This is a genomic window from Pseudonocardia charpentierae (genome assembly GCF_031845345.1).
Taxonomy (GTDB): domain Bacteria; phylum Actinomycetota; class Actinomycetes; order Mycobacteriales; family Pseudonocardiaceae; genus Pseudonocardia; species Pseudonocardia charpentierae.
Map to the genome: position 1 here is coordinate 1 of NZ_JAVREJ010000020.1, position 20471 is coordinate 20471.

Annotated in this window: 20 protein-coding genes and 2 pseudogenes; 9 read left to right on the forward strand and 13 right to left on the reverse strand. The window is 69.6% G+C overall.

Annotated features, from left to right (window positions below):
• The first annotated feature begins 8 nt into the window (after positions 1-8).
• On the forward strand, positions 9-179 hold the full coding sequence (locus RM445_RS24090; RefSeq protein ID WP_311559230.1) for a sugar transferase: 171 nt from the start codon (positions 9-11) through the stop codon (positions 177-179).
• A 50-nt stretch (positions 180-229) separates the two neighbouring features.
• Here the strand turns inward: RM445_RS24090 and RM445_RS24095 are convergent, their stop codons facing one another.
• Complete coding sequence (locus RM445_RS24095; protein ID WP_311559116.1) at positions 230-1087, reverse strand: PRC and DUF2382 domain-containing protein; 858 nt, start codon at positions 1085-1087, stop codon at positions 230-232.
• A 290-nt stretch (positions 1088-1377) separates the two neighbouring features.
• On the opposite strand from RM445_RS24095, the pseudogene RM445_RS24100 reads away from it, so the two are divergent.
• A pseudogene (locus RM445_RS24100) lies at positions 1378-1483 on the forward strand (transposase); the annotation flags it as partial.
• A 15-nt stretch (positions 1484-1498) separates the two neighbouring features.
• Here the strand turns inward: RM445_RS24100 and RM445_RS24105 are convergent.
• The 4 genes from RM445_RS24105 to RM445_RS24120 form a co-directional block, all read right to left on the reverse strand.
• The gene (locus RM445_RS24105) at positions 1499-2104 is read right to left on the reverse strand and encodes a dihydrofolate reductase family protein (RefSeq protein WP_311559117.1); all 606 of its coding nucleotides are present in this window, start codon (positions 2102-2104) and stop codon (positions 1499-1501) included.
• 294 nt (positions 2105-2398) lie between these two features.
• Positions 2399-4630 carry an MMPL family transporter gene (locus RM445_RS24110; protein WP_311559118.1) on the reverse strand — a complete coding sequence of 744 codons (2232 nt, stop codon included), beginning with the start codon at positions 4628-4630 and terminating at the stop codon, positions 2399-2401.
• On the reverse strand, positions 4623-5132 hold the full coding sequence (locus RM445_RS24115) for a hypothetical protein (RefSeq protein WP_311559119.1): 510 nt from the start codon (positions 5130-5132) through the stop codon (positions 4623-4625). The genes RM445_RS24110 and RM445_RS24115 overlap by 8 nt, the downstream gene beginning before the upstream one ends.
• A 786-nt stretch (positions 5133-5918) precedes the next feature.
• Positions 5919-6329, reverse strand: coding sequence for a hypothetical protein (locus RM445_RS24120; protein ID WP_311559120.1), 411 nt, complete (start codon positions 6327-6329; stop codon positions 5919-5921).
• A 275-nt stretch (positions 6330-6604) separates the two neighbouring features.
• On the opposite strand from RM445_RS24120, the gene RM445_RS24125 reads away from it, so the two are divergent.
• Both RM445_RS24125 and RM445_RS24130 read left to right on the forward strand, forming a co-directional pair.
• Complete coding sequence (locus RM445_RS24125; protein ID WP_311559121.1) at positions 6605-7477, forward strand: PRC and DUF2382 domain-containing protein; 873 nt, start codon at positions 6605-6607, stop codon at positions 7475-7477.
• A 569-nt stretch (positions 7478-8046) separates the two neighbouring features.
• The gene (locus RM445_RS24130) at positions 8047-8742 is read left to right on the forward strand and encodes a hypothetical protein (RefSeq protein WP_311559122.1); all 696 of its coding nucleotides are present in this window, start codon (positions 8047-8049) and stop codon (positions 8740-8742) included.
• A 159-nt stretch (positions 8743-8901) separates the two neighbouring features.
• Here the strand turns inward: RM445_RS24130 and RM445_RS24135 are convergent, their stop codons facing one another.
• Entirely contained in the window at positions 8902-9636 is a 735-nt protein-coding gene (locus RM445_RS24135; RefSeq protein WP_311559123.1) for an SGNH/GDSL hydrolase family protein, read from the reverse strand.
• 239 nt (positions 9637-9875) lie between these two features.
• Here RM445_RS24135 and RM445_RS24140 point away from each other — a divergent pair, with 239 nt between their 5' ends.
• Positions 9876-10004 (forward strand): hypothetical protein, encoded by a 129-nt coding sequence (locus tag RM445_RS24140; protein ID WP_311559124.1) that lies wholly within the window; start codon positions 9876-9878, stop codon positions 10002-10004.
• Between the two features lie 229 nt (positions 10005-10233).
• On the opposite strand, the gene RM445_RS24145 is transcribed toward RM445_RS24140, so the two are convergent.
• On the reverse strand, positions 10234-11109 hold the full coding sequence (locus RM445_RS24145) for a hypothetical protein (RefSeq protein ID WP_311559125.1): 876 nt from the start codon (positions 11107-11109) through the stop codon (positions 10234-10236).
• A gap of 457 nt (positions 11110-11566) precedes the next feature.
• Here RM445_RS24145 and RM445_RS24150 point away from each other — a divergent pair, with 457 nt between their 5' ends.
• Positions 11567-13375, forward strand: coding sequence for a hypothetical protein (locus RM445_RS24150; RefSeq protein ID WP_311559126.1), 1809 nt, complete (start codon positions 11567-11569; stop codon positions 13373-13375).
• A gap of 17 nt (positions 13376-13392) precedes the next feature.
• On the opposite strand, the gene RM445_RS24155 is transcribed toward RM445_RS24150, so the two are convergent.
• The 3 genes from RM445_RS24155 to RM445_RS24165 all read right to left on the reverse strand — a co-directional run bounded on the left by RM445_RS24155 (position 13393) and on the right by RM445_RS24165 (position 15675).
• Positions 13393-14019: a hypothetical protein gene (locus RM445_RS24155; protein WP_311559127.1), complete on the reverse strand. Its 627-nt coding sequence runs from the start codon at positions 14017-14019 to the stop codon at positions 13393-13395.
• 263 nt (positions 14020-14282) lie between these two features.
• The gene (locus RM445_RS32475) at positions 14283-14537 is read right to left on the reverse strand and encodes a hypothetical protein (protein WP_397469390.1); all 255 of its coding nucleotides are present in this window, start codon (positions 14535-14537) and stop codon (positions 14283-14285) included.
• A gap of 82 nt (positions 14538-14619) precedes the next feature.
• Positions 14620-15675, reverse strand: coding sequence for a helix-turn-helix transcriptional regulator (locus RM445_RS24165; protein ID WP_311559128.1), 1056 nt, complete (start codon positions 15673-15675; stop codon positions 14620-14622).
• An 82-nt stretch (positions 15676-15757) separates the two neighbouring features.
• On the opposite strand from RM445_RS24165, the gene RM445_RS24170 reads away from it, so the two are divergent.
• Positions 15758-16927 carry an epoxide hydrolase family protein gene (locus tag RM445_RS24170; protein ID WP_311559129.1) on the forward strand — a complete coding sequence of 390 codons (1170 nt, stop codon included), beginning with the start codon at positions 15758-15760 and terminating at the stop codon, positions 16925-16927.
• Here the strand turns inward: RM445_RS24170 and RM445_RS24175 are convergent.
• Positions 16899-17456, reverse strand: coding sequence for an NUDIX hydrolase (locus tag RM445_RS24175; RefSeq protein WP_311559130.1), 558 nt, complete (start codon positions 17454-17456; stop codon positions 16899-16901). The genes RM445_RS24170 and RM445_RS24175 overlap by 29 nt on opposite strands.
• 333 nt (positions 17457-17789) lie before the next feature.
• On the opposite strand from RM445_RS24175, the gene RM445_RS24180 reads away from it, so the two are divergent.
• Positions 17790-18143: a VOC family protein gene (locus RM445_RS24180; protein WP_311559131.1), complete on the forward strand. Its 354-nt coding sequence runs from the start codon at positions 17790-17792 to the stop codon at positions 18141-18143.
• Between the two features lie 179 nt (positions 18144-18322).
• Here the strand turns inward: RM445_RS24180 and RM445_RS24185 are convergent.
• Positions 18323-18570: pseudogene (locus RM445_RS24185) on the reverse strand (helix-turn-helix domain-containing protein); the annotation flags it as partial.
• Between the two features lie 171 nt (positions 18571-18741).
• Between RM445_RS24185 and RM445_RS24190 the strand changes: the two are divergent.
• Positions 18742-19245 (forward strand): VOC family protein, encoded by a 504-nt coding sequence (locus RM445_RS24190; RefSeq protein WP_311559132.1) that lies wholly within the window; start codon positions 18742-18744, stop codon positions 19243-19245.
• Between the two features lie 264 nt (positions 19246-19509).
• Here the strand turns inward: RM445_RS24190 and RM445_RS24195 are convergent, their stop codons facing one another.
• The gene (locus tag RM445_RS24195) at positions 19510-20238 is read right to left on the reverse strand and encodes a class I SAM-dependent methyltransferase (protein ID WP_311559133.1); all 729 of its coding nucleotides are present in this window, start codon (positions 20236-20238) and stop codon (positions 19510-19512) included.
• Positions 20239-20471: the final 233 nt, after the last annotated feature.

The following is a 20471-nucleotide window of genomic DNA, read 5'->3' on the forward strand; positions in this document are numbered from 1 at the left end:
GCTTCAGCGTGCCGCCCGGCCTCACCGGCCTGTGGCAGGTCAGCGGCCGCAGCACGCTGGGGACGCTGGACATGCTCCGCCTGGACGTCCGCTACGTCGAAAGCCGTTCACTGCGGTCGGATGCCGATATCCTGCTCCGCACCGTGCCCGCGCTGCTGCGCAGCAACGGCGCCCGGTGACGACCATCATCGTCCCGGGGCCGGCGCTGGCGATGCTGTCTGCTTGAGGGTCAGCGGAGGTTGTCGCGGTCGGCGTTGTGGCCCTTGTCGAGCTCGACTTCCTCCTTGCGGACCTCGCCGCCGACGGTCTCCTGGTCGGTGACGGTCTCCTTGCCCAGCCGGACGCGCTCGACCGCGACGGCTTCGGTGTCGACCACTGGGCGTTCGGCGTGCAGGGTGACCTCGTGCTCCTCCTCGGAGATCGCGGGGCCGTCGTAGGCGTCGCCGCGATTGGCGTCGGTGATCGGCTCGCGCTCGAGGGTGACCTCTTCGTGCGAGACGGGGACGGTGGTCTGCTGGTGCTCGGTGACCACGTGCTTGCGCAGTCGCGCGCGGCCGGCTTCGCGGGTCTCGGTGCCGACGCGCAGCTGCTCCTCCGAGCGGGTCATGGCGTCGTCGGTGGTCGGTCCCGAGGTGTCGCGACCGACGGTGCCGCTCTCGAGACGGTCGCTGACCCCGTCGCCGTCCAGATCCCGATCGCGCACGCCGCGCTCCGAGGTGTCGGCGGCATAGGTGTTCTGGGCGGCGGTCTGGGTCGTGTTGGTGCCGGAGGTGCCGTAGCCGAGGCCGTAGTGGCGGTAGAGCTGCTGCTCCTCCTCGGGGGACAGGTGGCCGTCCTCGGCGATGCTCGGCGCGTCCTTGATCGTCGCCTTGTCGTAGGCGAGGGTGACTCGGTCACCGGTGAGCTCGGCGTCCTGCACCGGCACGAAGGTCTCGTTGGTGCCGAACAGCCCGGTGCTCACCGTGGCCCACCTGGGCTGGTTGGAGTCGTCGTCGTAGTAGATCTGGCCGATCTTTCCGATCTTGTCGCCGGACGGGTCGTAGGCGGTGGCGCCGATGAGGCTCTGAACCTGGCTCTCGCCGATCATGTGCTGTCCCCTCAGATGGTTGGTAGATCCGGGCAAGGCTTACCCATCGACCTGTGGCATACGCCCGAGTATCCGACGAGTGGGATCCCCGTCGACGTAGCGCAGCCCAGCTTGATTTGAGGTATGCCGGCAGACGAAGTATTAGCAACCTGCCGGAAAACAATGTGGCCGGAATGCCGGCGACCGGTCAGGTTACGGCTGCACAGCACCGGCGCCGTCGAGGCGTCATCGTGAGGCGAGGAACCCCGCGGACCGAGGGACGAGCTTCGGTGGGTGTCGCTGACCGCTGCCGCTGGCGAGATCTTCCGCTGCAGCTGGGCTACGGGTCCGGGCACACCGCTTGGCGGCGGCTCCGGGCCTGGCAGGCCGCCGGGGTGTGGGACCGGCTGCACCGGCGCGGACGGGGCGACGTCACGCAGGGGCGCCGAGCGGCGGGTGCTCGAGCACCCGTGGCTTGTACTCGACCAGCTGGATGCGGCCGTCGAAGGTCCGGTGCTCGATCATCTCGAGGGCGACGTCGGGGTAGCCGTCGTAGATGCGTTCTGCGCCCGTGGCCCCGGTGATCACCGGGAACATTCCGACCCGGAAGCGGTCGACGAGTCCGGCTTTCAGTAGGGTCCGGCACAGGCTGAGGCTGCCGATCGTGCTGAGGAGCCCCGAGCCGTTCTTCTTCATGGCGCGGACCGCTTCGACGGCGTCGTCGCGGACGAGCGTGGAGTTGGCCCACGCCAGTGGCTCCTCGAGCGAGGAGGAGAACACCACCTTGGACGCTTGCGTGAGCTCGTCGACGGACGCCTCTTCCTCGGCCCTGAACCCGTCTTGGCCATTCGGGATCTCGCCCGCGGCGAAGCCCGACATCAGCCGGTAGGTGTTCGCTCCCATCAGGTACGTGACCTCGGGCTGCTCGCCGAGCCAAGCGAGGTACTCCGGGCCCTCGAGGCCCCAGAACCCGGGCCAGCCCTCTCCCGATGCGTAGCCGTCGAGGGAGGTGATGAAGTCGACGAGAAGCTCTGACATCGTGGTGTCCTTTCCTAGGATGTTGCGAGCTTGGACCGGCCGCGAGCCACGAACTCATCGGCCGCGCCCAGGGCGTGGATCTGGTCGGGCCCGACGGGCTGCCGGTGATCGTTTGCGCGAGCGTGGCACGGCTAGGACGAGCTGACGCTGCGCCTCCGGGTCGTCGAGTGGGGCCATGGACAACGTGTGCAGGACGAGCAGAAGGTCGAGGAGATCGCCTCGATCGCCAACAGCGTCAGCTTCTCACTCACTGCGGCGACGTCGCAGTAGCCCTCGTTCTCGAAGTGGGCCGCGTCAGCGGCGGCGCGGGTCGCCGAATCGGGCAAGGCGGCGCCCCGGCCAACCGCTGGCTCGGCCGACGAGCGAGACCAGAGCGGGGACGAGCAGCGAGCGCACAACGAACGCGTCGATGAGGACCCCGACGGCTACGGCGAAGGCGAGTTCCTCAAAGGGCGCGAGGGGAATGAGCGCGACCAGCGCGAAGCTGACGGCCAGGGTGATGCCGGCTGCGTTGATCGCCCGAGTCGATCGGGGCACTGCGACGGCGAGCGCGTCGGCCAGGGAGCGCCGCCGCCCAGCCTCCTCCCAGATGTAGCCGACGCTGAAAATGTTGTAGTCCGACCCCAGCGACACCAGCAGAACCGCTGCGGCGAAGGGGACGTAGAAGATGATGCCGTCCCGCCCGAGCAGGTCCTGGAACACCCACGTGGTCAATCCCAGGGCCGCGCCCACCGCGAGAACGCTCGTGGTCAGCAGGTACAGAGGGGCGACCAAGGCACGCAGGAACACCATCAGCAGCACCAGGTCCACGATCACAACGGCCACGGCGACGCGCACGAGGTCCTGTCGGGCGCCGTCGACCAGCGACAGGCCCAGCGCGGTGTCGCCGGTCCAGGAGGTTTCTGCTTCAGTCAGCCCGACGCTGGTGAGCAACGCGGGCATGCGCTGCCGCAGGGCGCGCAGCCCGTCGATCGCTTCGGCAGCGAGCGGGTCGCTGTCGAGGATCAGCAGGTAGCGCGCCGCGCCACCGTCCGGGGCGAGGAACAGCCCCAGCGGGAGCGGCAGCGGCTGGTCCCGCGGCCCGAGCACCGCGGCCACCTCCGGCTGCGCGTCGAGCAACCGCTCCAGTGCGGCCAACCGCTGGTCGTCGGTGATGCCCGGGGCGGACACGACCAGCGCGGTCGGAGCGAGGATCCCAGGCCCGAACCCCGCCGCTGCGGCGTCCGCGGCCTCGCGCACCGGGTCGTCGGCGGGCAGCGCGGCCACCGGCGATACCGCCGCCCGCAGCCCGCCGAGTGGGAGTGCCGCGACCACGAGCAGACCCACCACAACCGCGGTGACCAGTGCTGCCACCGGGCGGTGTCCTACCGCGCGCAGGAAGCGCCCGGGAGGGACCGGCCGGTCGAACGGCACGGGCTGCCCGCCCGCCGGGGTCGGATTCTGGCGGACCGGCCAGAACGTCCAGTGGCCCAACACCGCGAGCAGCGCGGGCACCAGCGTGATCGACACCACCAGCCCGGTCAGCACCGTTATCGCCAGGCCCGGCCCGAAGGCCTGGAACAGCGCGGAATCTGCGACGATCAGCGTCGCGACCCCGGCGGTGACGGTCAGCCCGGCGACGAAGACGATGGGCAGGTACTCCACCACCGCCTCGTGCGTGGCGTCCCGGCCCGACAGGCCCTCGCGCAGACGGCGGCGCATGCCGGACAGGAAGAAGATCGAGTAGTCGGTGGTGATACCGAGGATGAGCGCCACCACCACCGGCTGCAGCTGGCTGGGCGCGCTGAGCCCGGTGACCTCACCGACCAGCCCGAGCAGCCGGTCGGTGACGAGGTAGCCGGTGCCCGCGCTGAGCAGAGTGATCATGGGTGCGGCCGCCGAGCTGAAGTAGAGGCCCACGATGAGCGCGATCGCACCGAGGGTGGCCAGCTCGACGACCGGCAGCCGGTCAGTCACGATCCGACCCTGCGCGACCTGGACGGGGACCGTGCCGGTGGAGCCGACCAACCCGCCGTCGGGTCGCTCCAGGCGCGTCGCGTAGTCGGCGGCGATCACGTCCTGCTCGCCGAGGTTGGCCGTCGGCGCGATGAACAGGTAGGTGACGAGCGTCGTGTTGCGTTCGGCTGCCTCGGGGAACAGCAACGGGTTGTTGGCGAGCGGGTAGGCCAGCAGCAGCTCGCTGTCGGGCTTGCCGCCCGCGTCCAGGGTGCGCTTGTCGAGCTCCAGTGCTCGTAGCGCCGAGTCGGCCTGGACGAACGGGTCAAGTCCCTCGGGGTCGCGCTGCACGACGACCGTGCGGCTCAGGAGCGGCAGTCCGAACCGCTGTACCGCGTCGACCTCGGCGGTGATGGCCGGGTTCCCCTGATCGATCAGGCCCGAGAGCCCCGCCTGCGAGCCGGCCAGCCCCGGTAGCTGCGTGACGGCGAGGTAAGTGCTGATCGCGACGAGAGCCAGGACGGCCCACCGGCCGCGCACGACGAGGGTGGCGTAACCGTGGACGAGTAGGCGCCGCCGTGGCTCAGCCACGGTCGAGCTCCGAGCCGGGGCCGGTGTCCGCCCACCCCGCCGACGGCCCGAGGCCCAGCCGCTTCAGCTCGGCCGCGCCAAGTGGCCGGTGCCGTCCCTGCTCGCCGTCCTGCCACGGCCGATCCGAGACCTGCCGCAGCTCGGAGTACGCCACTCGGCTCAGCGCCGCGTGGGCCACGTGCTCGACGAGCAGCGCGTCGACCGGCCCGGCCAGCTTCTGCTGCAGGGTGGTGACTTCGCGCGCGCTGGCCGCGCGCAGGGGGAGGTACACCACGATGAGGGGGAGGGTCGGAAGCAGCGCGATCGCGACGGCGACGGCACCGGCGGTCAGGGTCAACGCGTCCGCGGCCTCCGGCAGGCTGGGGTGCAACTCCGCGAGCGACCAGAGCGGCCATCCCACCGCCGCATCCACCGCCGGCGACGCGAGCATGTACACCGCCGCCGTGCGATTCCACCGGCGTAGCGTCCGATCACTCGGCAGCAGCGCCAGCTCGGAGACCACCGGCGCCCCTCCGTCCCGTCACGATGCGCCGACCGTGTCACCCGCATACGCTCCCGGCAACTGCTGGAAGACCTCCGCAAGGAGATCGGTTCAGAGGGGCGACTGCGCAACCGGGGGAGCATGCGCGACTACGACGAGGACGAAGACGCACCCAGAGGTCCGCGACGTCGCGGCTGGATGCTCCTCCTGGCGGTTGCCGCAGCCCTCGTGGTGGGTGTCGGTCTCGGCTACGTCTGGCGGTCAGCGACCGAGCCCGATCCACCTCCCGCAGCGCCACCACCGATGGCGGCACCGCCGACGACATCCCCGCCCGTCGTGCCGACGTCTTGTGTTGGAATCGCCCAGCTAGGCAGCGATCTGCTCGCACAGCTCGACGCAGCGGCTCGGGCAGTCGGTGCCCTGGACCCAGCCGCGCTCCGGCATGTCCTCGACGAGGTGAGGCGGCTGCGTGACGAGCTGCAGCGCGAGGTCGACGCCTGCCGGGGCCAGGTCGGTGGCCCTTCCGCTCCCGCGCCCCCGGCTCCCGTACCCCCGAATCTCGCGCCTCCGACGGGGTAGACACGGCACCCGCAACTCCCGCCCCTGAACGCCCGGTCCCCGTCTCGAGTGGTTCAGCAGCAGGTCAAGCAGAGGTGTCGCCGTAGCCGACCAGCTGAGGGTCCTCGCGAGCGCGGCCTTCTTCACGCTCACGGCCTCGTCGTCGCTGATCCCGTCGTACGGGCGCCTTCGGAGTGGCGGCCAACAGATCCACGGAAGGACTGTTGCAAGTAATGGGTCCCGGCTGTGTCACCGGCCAGCGCGTACGTTCTCGCCATCCGGGCCGCCGGGGTTCCCGGCGGGCGTGGAGCATGTGACGAACTGCGCCCACATCAGGGCATGCTCGACACCGCGAGCGAAGTCGGTCCGTTGCGTCGTCGTCCCGTAGATCACAGCTTCGGCCGCGGCGAGTTCGCGCACGATCGTCCGGGCCATGGCCGGAGGGCGGCCGGTCTCACCGGTGACCGGGCCGGGGCCGCCGTTCAGCAACCAGTGCAGTGCCGCCAGGGCGCCGTTCTCGAACTCGCCCGCCGACCTCGCCACGCACTCACGCAGCGCCGCGACCTGCTCAAGAATGACCTGTCGGTCACGCAGTTCGGCTCGAGCCACCATCGGTGCCTCCGATCTGCATCGAACGCTGGGTCGCCCCGCGGCCAGCACTGGCTTACGGTGTAAGGGTTGCCCTCTCGCGCCGATGCAAACCCTTTGCGGAGGTGTCGAGCGACCGCCCGGCCGCTCCCGCCATCGGGCTTCACCTTCCGATGCGAGACGATCAATGCCGCCGACCGGCACCCCGGTTCAGTTCGTCCGCGCTGACCGGCGGCGGATGTTTGTGCCGGGAGGCTGTCGGTGACCCCTCACCTGTCCGCGGCACATGAAACCACTGCCTGCTGCGACATATGGCCGCAACGGCCGCACGAGGGGGATCTCCGACGATGGCGATCGACATCAACAACTCGAAGCGACTGAACAAGGCCACGGTGATCGGGGTCGACGGCACGAAGTTGGGCACGGTGGGCGCGGTGTACTACGACAACAACACCGATCACCCTGCCTGGATCGCGGTGCGAACCGGCTTGTTCGGCTCGCATGTCTCGCTGGTCCCGTTGGCGGCGGCGGAGTTGCGAGGCGAGGACTTGCACGTCCCCTTCAACAAGCAGCAGCTCAAGACCGCGCCACACCACGACCCTGGCCAGGAGCTGAGTCCGCAGGACGAGATCGACCTATTCGGCCACTACGGGGTGCCCTACGGCGACCCGGGCCCTCACCCCGCCGCGGGCCTGGCGGCGGACCGGGCAGTGGGCGGCATAGGCCGCACCGATGAAACGTCCAGGGAGCGGGGCACCGCCGGTCCGGTCACCGACGACGCCATGACCCGTTCCCACGAGCAACTGCGGGTACGGACCGAGTCGCAGCCGAACACCCGTGTCCGGCTGCGCAAGCACGTCGTCACCGAGTACCAGCAGATCACCGTGCCGGTGCGGCGCGAAGAGATCCGTCTGGAGCGGGAGCCGGCCGCAGACCTGAGCCCCACCGTCGCGGCCGGTGGCGCCGCAACGGGGGAGACCCGGCCGGAGATCGGGGCCGAGGTATCTGACCGCGTCCGGTTCGGCGAGGAGGTCCGGTCCGGCGACGAGCACGTGGTCACCCTGTACGAGGAGCGCCCTGTGGTCAGGAGCGAGACGGTGCCCGTCGAGCGGGTCCGTCTCGGCAAGCAGGCCATCACCGAGCAGCAGACGCTCGGCGGTCAGGTCCGCCGGGAGGAGATCGAGGTCGACACCGCCCCCGACGTCCACGACCCGCGCTGAGCCCACTCACCAGGAGACGCTAAACCCTCTCGGTAGAAGACGCAGCGTCCCCTGGATACCGGCCCGAACACGGGCATGTCGCCTGACGACGTGCCGCACAACGGCGTCCCGGAATCCCATTGCGGGCGACCGTGACCCGGCAGGGCGGGTCGGCGACATACATCATCACATCGCATGGAGGTGGACCGCGTGCTTTGGGGTGCTGGAGCGGGGTAGACGATGTCAAGCTGGGGTAATGCTTCGCTATGAGGGAGCCACCCGGAACGGGTGAGCAGCATGGTCGGTTCGGTGCTCGTCCACCGGCGGACTGGTCCGGCCCGATCAGAGTGCTGGGTAGGGATTACTGGACTGCTAAGGCTAGATGTGGTCGCGCCCAGTCTGGCTACCCGTTCGCCTCGTAAGCGATTGCGGTACGACCATGTCGACCTTGACTCGGCTGTTACCGACCGTCAGCAGACAGCGCGCGATCACAACTATGTGAAGGAGTGGATGTAGCAATGAGTTCCTCTCAGCCTCCTGCGGATCGACCGGTCGGTCAGCGACCCGATGATCCTCTCGGTGATCCCGTAGTGCTTCCGACCGAGGTCAACGACAGCTCTCGCGATCTCGGGGAGAGTGCGGATGCGCTTGAGCGCAACGTTGACGCCGAGAATGGCAATCAGAACAAGGCTCAGCAGGTTCGCGCTCAAGCCGCAGCGAAGGCGGCGCAGCTGCGCGGTCAAGTGATGGAGAAGGCTCCGCAGGTTCGGGCTCAGGCCGCCGAGAAGGCGCAGCAGATCCGGGTGCGGGCTGCTGAGAGGGCGCCGCAGGTGACGCAGGCGAACCAGGGCAAGGCAGTAGGCGCCGTGGCATTCGTTCTGCTGGTGTTGTGGCTTCGTCGTCGATGGAGCCGGCGGTCACCCGGGACCGCGGATGGTGCGGTCGGCGCCCTGGACCAGCAGGCGCGCAACCTTGTCGACGATACGGTCGACGCGCTGAGCGCTGAGGCCGCGTCCATGGGTCGGGTCCAGGACAAGGCTGAGAAGGCACGCGGTCGCGCCGCGGCCAGGGCGCAGGAACGTGCGCAGGCCGTCGAGAAGGCGCAGCAGCTGCGCGAGCAGGCCGTCGAGAAGGCGCAGCACCTGCGCGAGCAGGCCGTCGAGAAGGCGCAGCAGCTGCGCGAGCAGGCGGCGGAGAGGACGCATGCCGCTGAGAAGGCGCAGCAGGCTGCTCGGGAGGCCCAGCAGCTAGTGAAATCATTGGGGCGGTGGCAGCCGAGACGGTGATGGTTGTACTGACCGGAGACAGTGAGCACGGGCTGCGGTGTACCGACCTACACGATGTATCGGACACGATCTATCGCGAGCGATACAGGTTGGTCGTGATCCGAAGTCTGGGCGAAGGCAAGCGGGAGCTGCGCTGATCCCGCGGGCCCGGGGGTGTGGTCAGCTGTGGAGGGCCTGCCAGAACGCGGCGCGCACGCCGTCGGCGCCCCAGGCGTTGGGCTCGATCACGTTGCAGTACCAGAGGTTGGGGTCCGCGGGTCGGGGGTGGGTCTGTGCGGGATTGCCGCGTCGGAGTCCGTGGCCGAGAAAGTGCCGGTGGATGTCGGCGACGTGGGCGGCATGCTCGGCGGCCACGGACGCGAGTTCGGTGTTGAGCGCGGCGAGGAGGTCGACGACGGCGGGCCAGGGTGGCAGGCCGACGCGCCCGGCGTCGCCGGTGCCGTCACTGGGGTCGTAGACCGTGCCCACGATGATCGGGGCGTTCGGGCTGCGCATGAGCGGTCGGAGCCGGCGCAGTGTCTGTCCGACCCGCCGGCGCACGACCCCGATGACCCGTCGTGCGCTTGGGGTATCGCCATAAACGCCGAGTAGGTCGTTGCCGCCGACGGTGAGAGTCGCGACGGTGGGCGCGGCGCCCGATCGTTCCAACCGGGGAAGCTGGTGGTCCAGAACGGTCTCGGTCGTGCCGCCGTCGGCGGCGAACAGGTGATAGCGCAATCCCGGGTTGCGGGTGGCCAGGTCGCGCCCGTGCCAGTGGGGGAAGGTGTCGTCGCGGTTGCGCGCGAACAGACTCGCCCCGCCTTGCCCCGGTCCGCCGGCGTACTCGTCGATGGAGATCGAGTCACCGAGTGCGGCGTATACCGCTGGCGGGTCGGGTCGGTCGTCGTGGGCCATGCACCAGATCGTCGCCCCGCCAGCGCCCGGTGGAAAGCACCGCCCGGCAGGATCGGCCCCTTCAGCGGGCCCTCGCGAGACGCCTCGCTGGTCGAGCTGCGGCGGGGAAGTGCGGGTTCGTGGCCAGAGCCGGGGTTGGGCGGTCCGGACGAGGCGGTACATCGGCCTGTACCCCGTGTACCGTACTTCTTGTGGACCCGGCTGCAATCGCACTCGGTCTGCTCACGGGTTCAGGTGTCGTGAGCGAGACGTTGGAAGCCGCGAAGAAGAAATTGCGCTCGCGCATGGCGCGGGAAGCCAAGGACGCGGTGGGCGGTAGCTGCGACGGCGATCATTTCGGCTCGTCGGAGCGCGACTCCAGCAGGTGACCGATTTGATCGGCGCGGCGGCCGGGCCATGACCTTGCCGGCCCTCGACTCATCCTGGTTGCCGATCGGGTGGCCGCGGAGAGCGAGGATGTGATCCCCGCTCGGAGGACCAGGCCCGCGGCGAGGAGTGTCGCGAAGGCCTCGATCAGGCTCTCGTCCTCGGGCCCGGATAGTGCGTTCGGACGCCAGGCGTCCACGCACAGCAGCCCCAGTTGTCGGGTAGCTCCGATCACGCCGAAGCGACACCAGCTCTTGAGCTTCCCGTATTCGGGATCCTCGTCGTCGTAGTCCGTGGCCTGAGCTCTGCGAAACGCGACCATACGGGGTTGCTGACGTCCGCCACCAGCAAGGAGCCATCCCGCCAGGGAGGATTCCTGCTCAGGATGTCGATCGCGACCTTCTCGTCGGGCGTTCCAGGTGCAATCGCCCACGTGAGTTGGGTGCCTCGATGACCGATGACTGCGCCTCTGGGGGAGAACGAGGCGCCCTGGGTCGCGCCGCCGGACCCTGCCGCCACGTCCGGCACCGCCGCAACATGGCTCTGGAGGAAGTAGACCCGACTCGGCCCACGATCGCGCAAACTGTCGTGCAATGAGGTCAGCAGGAAGTTGATGAAGGTCGTCAACGTGTCGTCGTCGTTGCGTTCCACCACCGCGAGCAACCCTGACCCTACGGAGGCCAGCGTCAACTGTGTGTCGGCCCGCTCCAACTTGAGCTGCTCGCGCGAATGTGTGATCTCTTGTACGGCGATACGAAGCGACGTCTGATACTTCTCGTCGTCGACGAACTTGTACGTCGCAACGGCAGCCGCCGCGATCGCAGCCAGCGCCCCGAAGCCGTAGATGCTCGTCGAGACGTCGCCATCCGCGGTGAGGAGCCCGATTAGTATCGGAAGGAAAGTAGTGATCGCGGTCGCCAGACCCCAGCCGACCGCGCCGCGGTGGTTACGCGGTGCTCGTCCCCGCCCTGCCATGCTGCCATGATCGCACGAGAAAATACGCGCCACGGCGGCGGAGCCGGGTGTGCTCGGCGGTCGTAACGCCTGCGGTGGCACCCTCGGCAAAAGGATTGAGAAGCTGACAGCCAACTCGTCGATGATCGGCATGTGCCGTTCGTGGTGCGAAACGAGATCCGGTCGCGAACCTTCGAATACAGCCTCTGTGAGATCTGCTCCCTGGCCGCGAGCGCCAGTGAGGTGGACTGGCGGAGCGTCGCCGTGCCCTTCGCTCCTCGCGAGGAGGTCTGTCGTGCCTGACGAGGTACCGCCGGAGACGCCCGCGACGATGGGAGAGCACTGTGGCATCGGTGTGGCGTCGGGGTAACACGATGCGCGTGAGCGAGCGCGACAGGACCCGGTTCGGGCGGTCGCCCGCTCACAGCGTCGGGTGAGCTGAGGGGTGGCCGTGGACAGTGGCGGGTTGGGTGAGGAGACCGCGGGAGCGTTCGCGAGGGGCGGGTCTTCGGACCGAGGCCACCTCTGGCCGCACGGGTTGCTGCGTCCGGATCCTGGCGAGCCACCGGTTAAGCGGCCCACCTCGGCGACCCCTCAGGAGATCGAGTTCGTGCCCCAGGTACCGACCCGGTGGCTGGAGCCGAAGCTGCTGATGCTGATTGCCGTGCAGGTGGCGTTGTCGACCAAGTTCGCCGAGTTCTTCGACCGGCGCGACGCCCACGCGCACCTTCCGGAGGCGACACAGGCGGGCGCGGCCCACGGCGGCCTCCGGTCCCCGGACCGCCCGGTCGACGGAGCCGCGTCGGCGAGCCGCTGGAGCCTGACGGAGACCGCGCAAGGGTTCGACTTCACCGGCACCGACGAGTTGTGGCTGGACTACATCGCCGACGCCGGGGACGGGTTCGACGCCACCACGACGATCGCCGCGTTGGCAGCATGCGACCGGTTGGATCTGCCGGATCCGGTCGGGGGCGGGCCGACGCGGGTGCACGAGACGCGGGCGGGTGCGGTGCTCGTGCTGGGCGGGGACCAGGCCTACCCGTTCGCGACGATGGAGGAGTACCGCAACCGGTTGGTCGGCCCGTTCCGCTCCGTGCTGCCGTGGACATGGCATCCCCGATGGTTGTTCGCGATCCCGGGCAACCACGACTGGTACGACGGTCTGGCGAGTTTCGTCAAGCAGTTCTGTCAGGGCCGTTGGATCGGCGGCTGGCGCAGTGCCCAGACGCGCAGCTATTTCGCCCTGGCCCTGCCGCACAACTGGCACCTGTGGGCGGTCGACGTCGCGCTGGGCACCGACATCGACACGGGTCAGCTCGATTACTTCGAAGAGCGGGCCCGGGCCCTGCAGCCGGGTGCGCAGATCGTGCTCTGCGCGGCCAAGCCGACCTGGACCGCCACGCACCACGACGACCCCACCGCTCCCGACGTCCTCGAATACTTCGAGCGCACCGTGATCGGCGATCGTGCCGCGCTGCGCCTGACCCTGTCCGGCGACCTGCACCTCTACGCCCGCTACACCGCCGCCGACGACGAGAGCAAGATCATCGCAGGGGGAGGCGGTGCCTACCTCGCGCCCACCCACCACCTGGACACACCCGTCCGACACCCTTCCCCGGACACCTCCGGGACGCGGTCGGACGACGCCCCCAAGCAGTTCGAGCTCCGGCACGTGTTCCCGAGCAAGGACGAGTCCCGTCGGCTACGTGGGCGCATCGTCGCCCAGATCTACCGCAACCGCGGCTTCTTCCTCGTCACCGCGGCGGCCTACGCGCTGGTGGCCATGGCAGTTCCGGCCGACCGCATCTTCGATCCGGCTGGGCGGCTGCAGACCGTCGCCGCGCTTCTCCCGGTGACGCTGGTCGGGCTGCTCGTGTTCGCCGCCCTCTACGCCTTCACCGCCGGGGCGCAGGTGTCGCGCCGCCGTAAACGAGCCGCCGCGACGCTGCACACCGTGCTGCACCTCGCGGTGGTGATCGCAGTCGTCGACCTGCTGCTGCAGCTGAGCGGGGCCGCCGCCGGCGACCCCTGGATGCGCGCCGTCCTCGGCGCCGCCGTGGGTGCCCTTCTCGGTCCGCTCGTGGTCGCGGTGTACCTGTGGATCGCCGACCACTTTCGCGTCAACAGCAACGAGCTGTACGCGGGTTGCGCCAACGAGGCGTACAAGAACTTCCTTCGACTCCACGTCGACCGCACCGGCCTCACCGTCTACCCGATCGGCGTCCGGCTCCCGACCGGCTGGACGTTCGACTCGGACGTGCCCCGGGAGGGACCCGACGATCGGACCGAGCGGGGCGACTGGGCCGGACTTCCATGGTTCCGGCCGAAGGGTGCGATCGAGCCCGAGCTCATCGAGAAGCCCATCCACATACCGCCACAACGCCGCTGCGTCCCGGGCCCGCCAGACACTCATGCCTGACAACGGCACGGTGGGGATCAGGCGACGGTGAACTCGGCGTGCAGGCCCAACACGTAGTGCGGGTCGCCGCTCCCGGGTGCGTCGAGGCTGGTCGAGCCCTGTGAGAGGAAGTCGCCGACGCCGTACCGTCCGGAAGCGAGTCGAAGGAACAGAGTGCCGACCTGGCCGGGGTCGACCTCGACCGAGCCCAGCGCGGCGGCCGTCTGCATTCGCTGGTCGGGAGGTAGGTCGAGCAGCGTGCGGAACGGCTCGGTGACGCCGTCGTTGATCCGGACGATCAGCACCTGGTGTGCTTCGCGGCCCCGGTTGTTCAGCGTCAGCGCCACCGCACCGCTGCCGATGGTGGCGGGGATGCCTTGGTAGGCGTCGTCGGTGGCCGTGACCGAGATCTGGCCGTAGCCGCACGTCCGAAGCATGTACTGGTCGATGTTGTGGTCGGCGGTCTGCAGGTCATCGGAGGTGAAGGTGGCGCTGTCACCGGTCGAGGCGCCGTTGTGGGCAAGTGCGAGGAGTGCCTCGACGTCGGCCTTGATCGGATCGGGAGCGGGTTGCATCGAGGTCAGGATCGGCTCCTGGGCGGACCAGAAGTCCTTCACGATGGTCTGTATCTGCTCAGGCGTGCCCGACCCCAGGTCGGCGTTCATCAGAACGCGCGCTGCGGCCGCGTCGGAGTCAACCCACGCCGAACATACGGCCTCGGTACGGCCCGTGATTGTGGACGGAGCTGCGACAGACGAGGCAGGAGCCGGCCGGGAGGCCGCGGTGGCAGAACCCGGTGGCCCACCACAGGCGGCGATGGAGGCAAGCGCCAACAGAAGTATCCCGAGAGGGCGACAGATGAGGTCGCGACAACGGCTGAAGGCCACCGACTCCCCCCATCGCCGTCAGCGGCTCGACGAGAACGAGCTTACTGCGGTGTCCGATTACTGGACAGCGCGTCGCCGCAGACCGAGTCGCCGATCCAGGCCAGAGTGCGCTCGACCACCCCGCGGCGAGGGCAGACCTGGAAGCCGGACAGGTCGTCGGTGCGCTTGACGATCTGCACTTCGCCAAGCACCGCCGCTGCGTGCGGGACTACGAGACCCCGCCCGCGAACTGCGAAGCCATAGCCCACCTCGCCATGATCCAGGTGTGCCGTCCGGTAAATGTTGACGAGTGGCACGTGATCTCAGCAGTCCTGCGACCACCTTGCGACCACCGGGCGCTAGGTCCAATGTGTCGGACGCCGATAAATCATCTGGGGGTCAAGTGGGCGGACTCGGTCGTGATCGCCGATGAGACCTGACATCTGATTCGCGCCATCGCCGGGGTGGACGTTCTGCTCGGCCGGCGCGGACGTAGCGTTCGCCGAGCTTGCGGACGTGATCGACGAGTTCGGCGGGTTCGAGGATGTGGAAGCCGAGGTCAAGCATGCCGATGTAGGCGGCGATGGTGGCCAGGCTGTCGGCGCCGGTGACGAGGACGCTGTGGTCGGCGTCGGTCATCTCGACCACGCCGACGCCGGCGTGGATGCGTGCGAGTACGTCGCCGGCGGGTGCGTCGACCGCGATGCGGGCGCGTACGAGCCACCCTTCTGCCGCCACCTGGCGCATGACGAGGTCGGTCGCGTCCTCCGGTTCGGGTTGTGGGGTGAAGACGGGGCCGTCGGGGACGCGGAGCTCGAGCCAGTCCACGCGCAGCACGGTCCAGGTCGCGCCGGGCGGGTCGTGCAGCTGCTCTCGGACCACGACGTACCACCGGCGCTGCCAGCTGACCATGCGGTAGGCCTCGGCGAGGCGGACGGGGCCCTCGGGTTCGGTCCCCGGCGCAGCGGTGGTGAAGCGGATCGAGCGGTGGTCACGGATGGCGGCCGCGAGCCGGGCCAGCACCGCGGGATCGACGACAGGATCATCGGCGTCGGTGTCAGTGTTCTCCCGTGCCTGTGCGGTCGCGTCGTGCAGCGCCGCCACGGTACGACGCAGGCGCTGCGGCAGGATCCGCTCCAGCTTGGCCAGCGCGCGGGCCCCGCTGTCGGAGTTGCCGATGCCGGCGAGCCCGGCACGCAGGCCGATGGTGACGGCTACGGCCTCCTCGTCGTCGAGCAGCAGCGGCGGGAGGTTCGCACCGCCACCGAGCCGGTAGTGCCCGGCGCGGCCGACCTCGGCCTCGACCGTGTAACCCAGTGCGCGCAAGCGGACGATGTCGGCGCGGACGGTACGGGCTGCGACGCCGAGCTGTTGAGCAAGCTCGGGGCCGGTCCAGCGTGGGCGCGACTGCAGCAGTGACAGCAGCGCGAGCAGGCGGGCGGAGGTGTCCAGCACGACGTCGAGCTCCTCGCAGATCGAGCACAACCGGGCGGAAACGCGGAACCGAACGTGCCGCATTCGTTCCTAGTCTCGCCTCATGACCTCCACCGGCACACCCGACGCCCAGGGCCCGATCAGCACGGCGACCAGCACGGATAAAGCGGTACGGCCCTTTACCATCGCGGTCGACCAGGCCGACCTCGACGATCTCGCCGACCGGCTGGCGCGCACCCGGCTGCCGCGCCAGGCGCCGGGCGACGACTGGACCTACGGAACGCCGAACCAGTACCTGGCCGCGATGGTCGAGCAGTGGCGCACGTTCGACTGGCGGGCGTACGAGGCGCGGATGAACGCCGTGCCGAACTACCTGACCGAGATCGACGGCCAGACGATCCACTTCGTGCACGTGCCCTCGATGGTGGAGGGAGCGACGCCGCTGTTGTTGCTGCATACCTACCCGGGCTCGTTCGCGGAGTTCCTCGACATGATCGGCCCACTGACCGACCCGGTCGCGCACGGTGGCCGCGCCGAGGACGCGTTCTCGGTCGTGGTGCCGTCGATGCCGGGCGTCGGATTCTCCACTCCGGTCGTCGACCGGGGTTGGACGATGGCCCGGGTGGCGCGTGCGTACGACACGCTGATGCGGCGGCTGGGCTACGACAGCTACGGCGCGCACGGCAGTGACATGGGAGCGATGGTCGCGCGTGAGCTCGGATTGCTCGACCCGCCCGGATTCCTCGGGCTGCACGTGCTGCAGCTGTTCAGCTTTCCCTCGGGCGACCCGAGCGAGTTCCAGCGGCTGGAGCCGGCCGACTACGCGGGGCTGGAGCACATGCAGTGGTTCCAGTCGGTCGGTGGCTACAGCCAGATGAACGGCTCCCGCCCGCAGACGGTCGCGGTCGCACTGTCGGACTCCCCGGTCGGGTTGCTGGCCTACCACGAGCTGTTCGCCTCGTTCGGCAACGGCACCAGCCTGGTGACCGTAGAGCAGATCCTCACCCAGGTCTCGCTGTACTGGCTGACGAACACCTCCGCCACAGCCGTGCGGTACTACCACGAAGAGGCTCACGCCGGCGGCGAGTCTCGGGTAAGTGACGCGCGGACCGGCGTGGCGGTGTTCGCCGACGACTTCCAGACGATCAAGGTATTCGCCGAGCGCGACAACACCGGCATCGTCCACTGGAGCCGCCACGACCGCGGCGGGCACTTCGCGGCCTTGGAGAACCCCCACGCGATCGTCACCGACCTACGACGCTTCTTCGGCTGAGCAGCGTCCCCGCGGTCATGACGCCCTGCACAGGCCGGCCGTCTTCGAGATAGCAGAGCGTGTGCCGGCGGGTCGCCGCCCGTACCCGCCGCCGGATGGGTTTTCTCAGCATCGTGAGGGCCGTGGGCAGGTCCGCGAACCGGTGCTCGGCGATCTCCTCAGACTGCACCATGATCGTGGCGAGGCTTGCGTCGCTGAACGCGTCGCAGTCGAACAGGTACCGGATGCCGCCCGGTTTGCCCGGGCGAGGGCGGCGGAAGTCCATGCACGCCAGCCGCGCCGGATGGCCCACGCCGATGTGGAGGCCGCATTCTTCGGCCACCTCACGCCGGCAAGCGTCCCAAGGCGTCTCGCCGTCGGCCTCCATGACGCCGCCGGGAATCGTCCACCCGGACTTGTAGGTTGGCTTGAGGATCAGCAGCCGACCTGCCCGGTCGAAGATGAGCGCGCCCGCGGAAACCGGGACAGCCGGGAGGCCAGCGGAATCCAGGGCGGTCTCATCCGGCCCGAAACCGTTCTCGGTGGTCACGGCCCCTCACGCTACGGCGCCCACGGGGACGCGTAACAAGATGCGAGGTACTGGGCAGGTCGCTCGACGGCGAGTGGCACTACGGACTGGAGCTGGACGACGGGGCCACAGTCGCACACGTCTCCCGAACGTGCACCACCAGCGGATCGTCCGTCAACGGGTCGTCCAGACGCCTTACTGATCGTCATGGCGAGACCGCGTGGGCGCCGCTAGGGCTGGTGTTGCTCGCTCCGGCCGAGCTCAGGCGGATCGGCGCCCGGCCACGTCGGGCGGACACCGTAGGGCTTCCGATTCGTCCAAGCCAGGAAGTCCCGCGGCTGTCACCCTGGCTGGATGATCAGAAGAGTCGTTGCTTACGCCGGTGGAGACGATCTCGCGGCCTCCCGGGACTTCTATGTAGGGGTCATGGGGTTCGAGGTCGCGATGGAGGATCCGGTGCTCGCCCTCACGTCGCCGACGAACCCCACGGCTCAGGTCCTCATCCCCGCACGAGGGATGGAGAACCCTGCCCCGCGGTTCGGGATCGACGTCGGAGATCCGGAAGCGGTCGACGCCGCGCACGCCGAGGCCGTGCGCCGCGGAATGCGCGTGGTGTACCCGCTCACCGACGAGCCATGGGGTGTCCGGCGGTTCTTCGTGGAGGATCCGAGCGGCACCGTGATCAACGTGCTCGCCCACCTGGCCTGATCCGCGTCCCGGACCCGAGCAGTCGCAGTCGCCGCCCGCATGGTGCGGAGCGGTCAGCGGTGGGCGTCCATTGCGGCGGCCATGAGCTCGGCGAGGCCGCCACCCTCCCGCATGTCGAGGTTGACCTCCACCAGGTCCGGCAATTCCGCTCCGCCGGCCGGTCGGATCCCCACGGCGGGCAGCTTGGCGGTCTTCGGTCGCTGCGCGCGTCGCTCGGCGTGCCGCTGGGCGTGCCGCTGGGCGGTCGACGCCCTGTAGTCCAGGCGTTAGGTCCGGGTGGAGGCGTTGCGGCGGACCTCGCGGGAGATGGTCGACGGGCTGCGGCCCGGCCGCCGGGCGATCTCGGGACACCGAGCTCCTTCGCGGGCCACAGTGCAGTGTCTTCCCGCTCGGCCGAGGAGAGATAGCGGCCCGAGACCGTCGGTGGAGCGTGGCCGGCAGCCAGCGCGGAGAAGTTCGGTAGGAGGCACCGAGGCGTGGTCGGTGCAGAGCCGCGACGCTGGTCCGCAGGCCGCTGGCGGTCCCGTGCTCTCCGCTCGAGCGCGACAGCCGCTGTGACGGAGCTGCCCGTTCAGGCAGCGAAGGGAAGGGTGACAGGATGCGCGGAATCGCTGCAGGTATTGCCCAGGTCAAGATCCCGGTGACTGACCTGGCCCGTAGCGTCAGGTGGTATCGGCAGCTGCTCGGGCTGCGACTGTGGACCGAGATAGTCGAGGACGGCGTCGCCCGCGGGGCGGCTTTGATCGACCCCCAGGGCCGGTTCGGCATCGCCCTGCGGGACCGGTCGGTCTCTGCGAGCACACCTGACCTACGCGGGTTCGACGTGGTGGCGTTTCGGCCCGAATCCCGCGCCGAGCTTGAGCAGCTGGCCGCCCGCTGTACCGGGCTCGGCATCGCGCACGACGGTATCCAGGTCACACCGGGCGGGGACCTGCTCGACGTACCCGACCCCGATGGCACGGTCGTGCGCTTCTACCACTTCACTGCCCCCACTGGCGGTTTCACTGCTGTCGAGTTCCGCAACGGCGCGTTCGTCGGCACCCACCACCGCTCGACACTCGACGAGCCGACCGACATATCTGCCGTCGATACAACCCGATGAGCTTCACGAATCCGGCGCAACTGGTCGTCGATCTCGGCGGGGACCGGCGGTGACGTCCGGGCAGAACAAGCCGTCGCGGCGCGCCAGCAGCTCCAGGGCGTACCCCGGAGGGCGCCGCCCTACCTGTTGACGGCGCTGCGGGTGACCACCGTCTTCGACACGGCAGGCGTCCGGTGATCGGCGGAGTGGGTGCACCTCACCTGACGGCTTCCACGACGTGCGCGCTCATCTCGGCCTCGATCGGGCCTGCCCCGAGCTGCGCGGTCAGAGCCTCCTCGACCCGGGCGTCGCCGAGGCCAGGTCGCCGCGACCCACGATGCCGGCGCGCAGCGGCGTGCCCGTGCAGTAGCCGAACGCGAGGTCGGCGGCCGACGCGGCGTGCCCTGTGACCGTCACCGTCTCCGCGGAGACGGCCCTGAACCCGCCGCCACGCACGTCCGCGACGACCTGCGCCAGGTCGTGGTAGCCGTGCGGGATCTGCTCGAGGAACCGGGGTGGGTCGTCGGGGAAGGCCCGGCGGAGACCGACCGTCACGGCCCGCTCGAAGCCGTGGGTGTCCAGGGCATCCCAGGTCGTGAACAGTAGCCGGCCGCCGGGCGCCAGCACGCGCCGCGCCTGCGCGAAGGCGGCGGGCTTGTCGGGGAGGAACATCACCCCGAACTGGCAGACGAGGAGGTCGAAACCCCGGTCGCAGAACGGGAGCCGCTGGCCGTCGACGACCGCCCAGTGCGCCCGCGGCACCCGCTCGGCGGCCGTGCGCACCATGGCCGGGTTCAGGTCGGTGGCCACCAGCGTCGCGTCCGGCAGCGCGCCTACCAGCTCGCGGGTCACCACTCCGCTGCCCGCGGCCACCTCCAGCACCCGGTGCGCGGGGGTGCCGGCCGCCCGGCTGACCAGGTCGACCGCGAAGGAGTGGAACACGGTGGGGCCGAGGTAGCGGTCGTAGGTCTCCGCCATCGCGCCGACCCAGGAACGGTCCCGGTCGGGTGACACGAGGGGACTGTACGGCCGCAGGCGGCCCCCGACGACCCCCCCGTCCGGCTCGCGGCATCGACCCGGCCACGACGGAGCGAGCCGCGAACTGCCGGGTCCCGCTGTGGACGTCCGTCGGGCCGCGGAGATCTTCTCGTCGACGAGCCCGCTGATGCAGGGTCGCCGCCATGCCACGGGTGCCGTGGGTGATCGGTGCTCGTCGTCGTGCAGTGCGCAGCCGCGAACTCTAACTG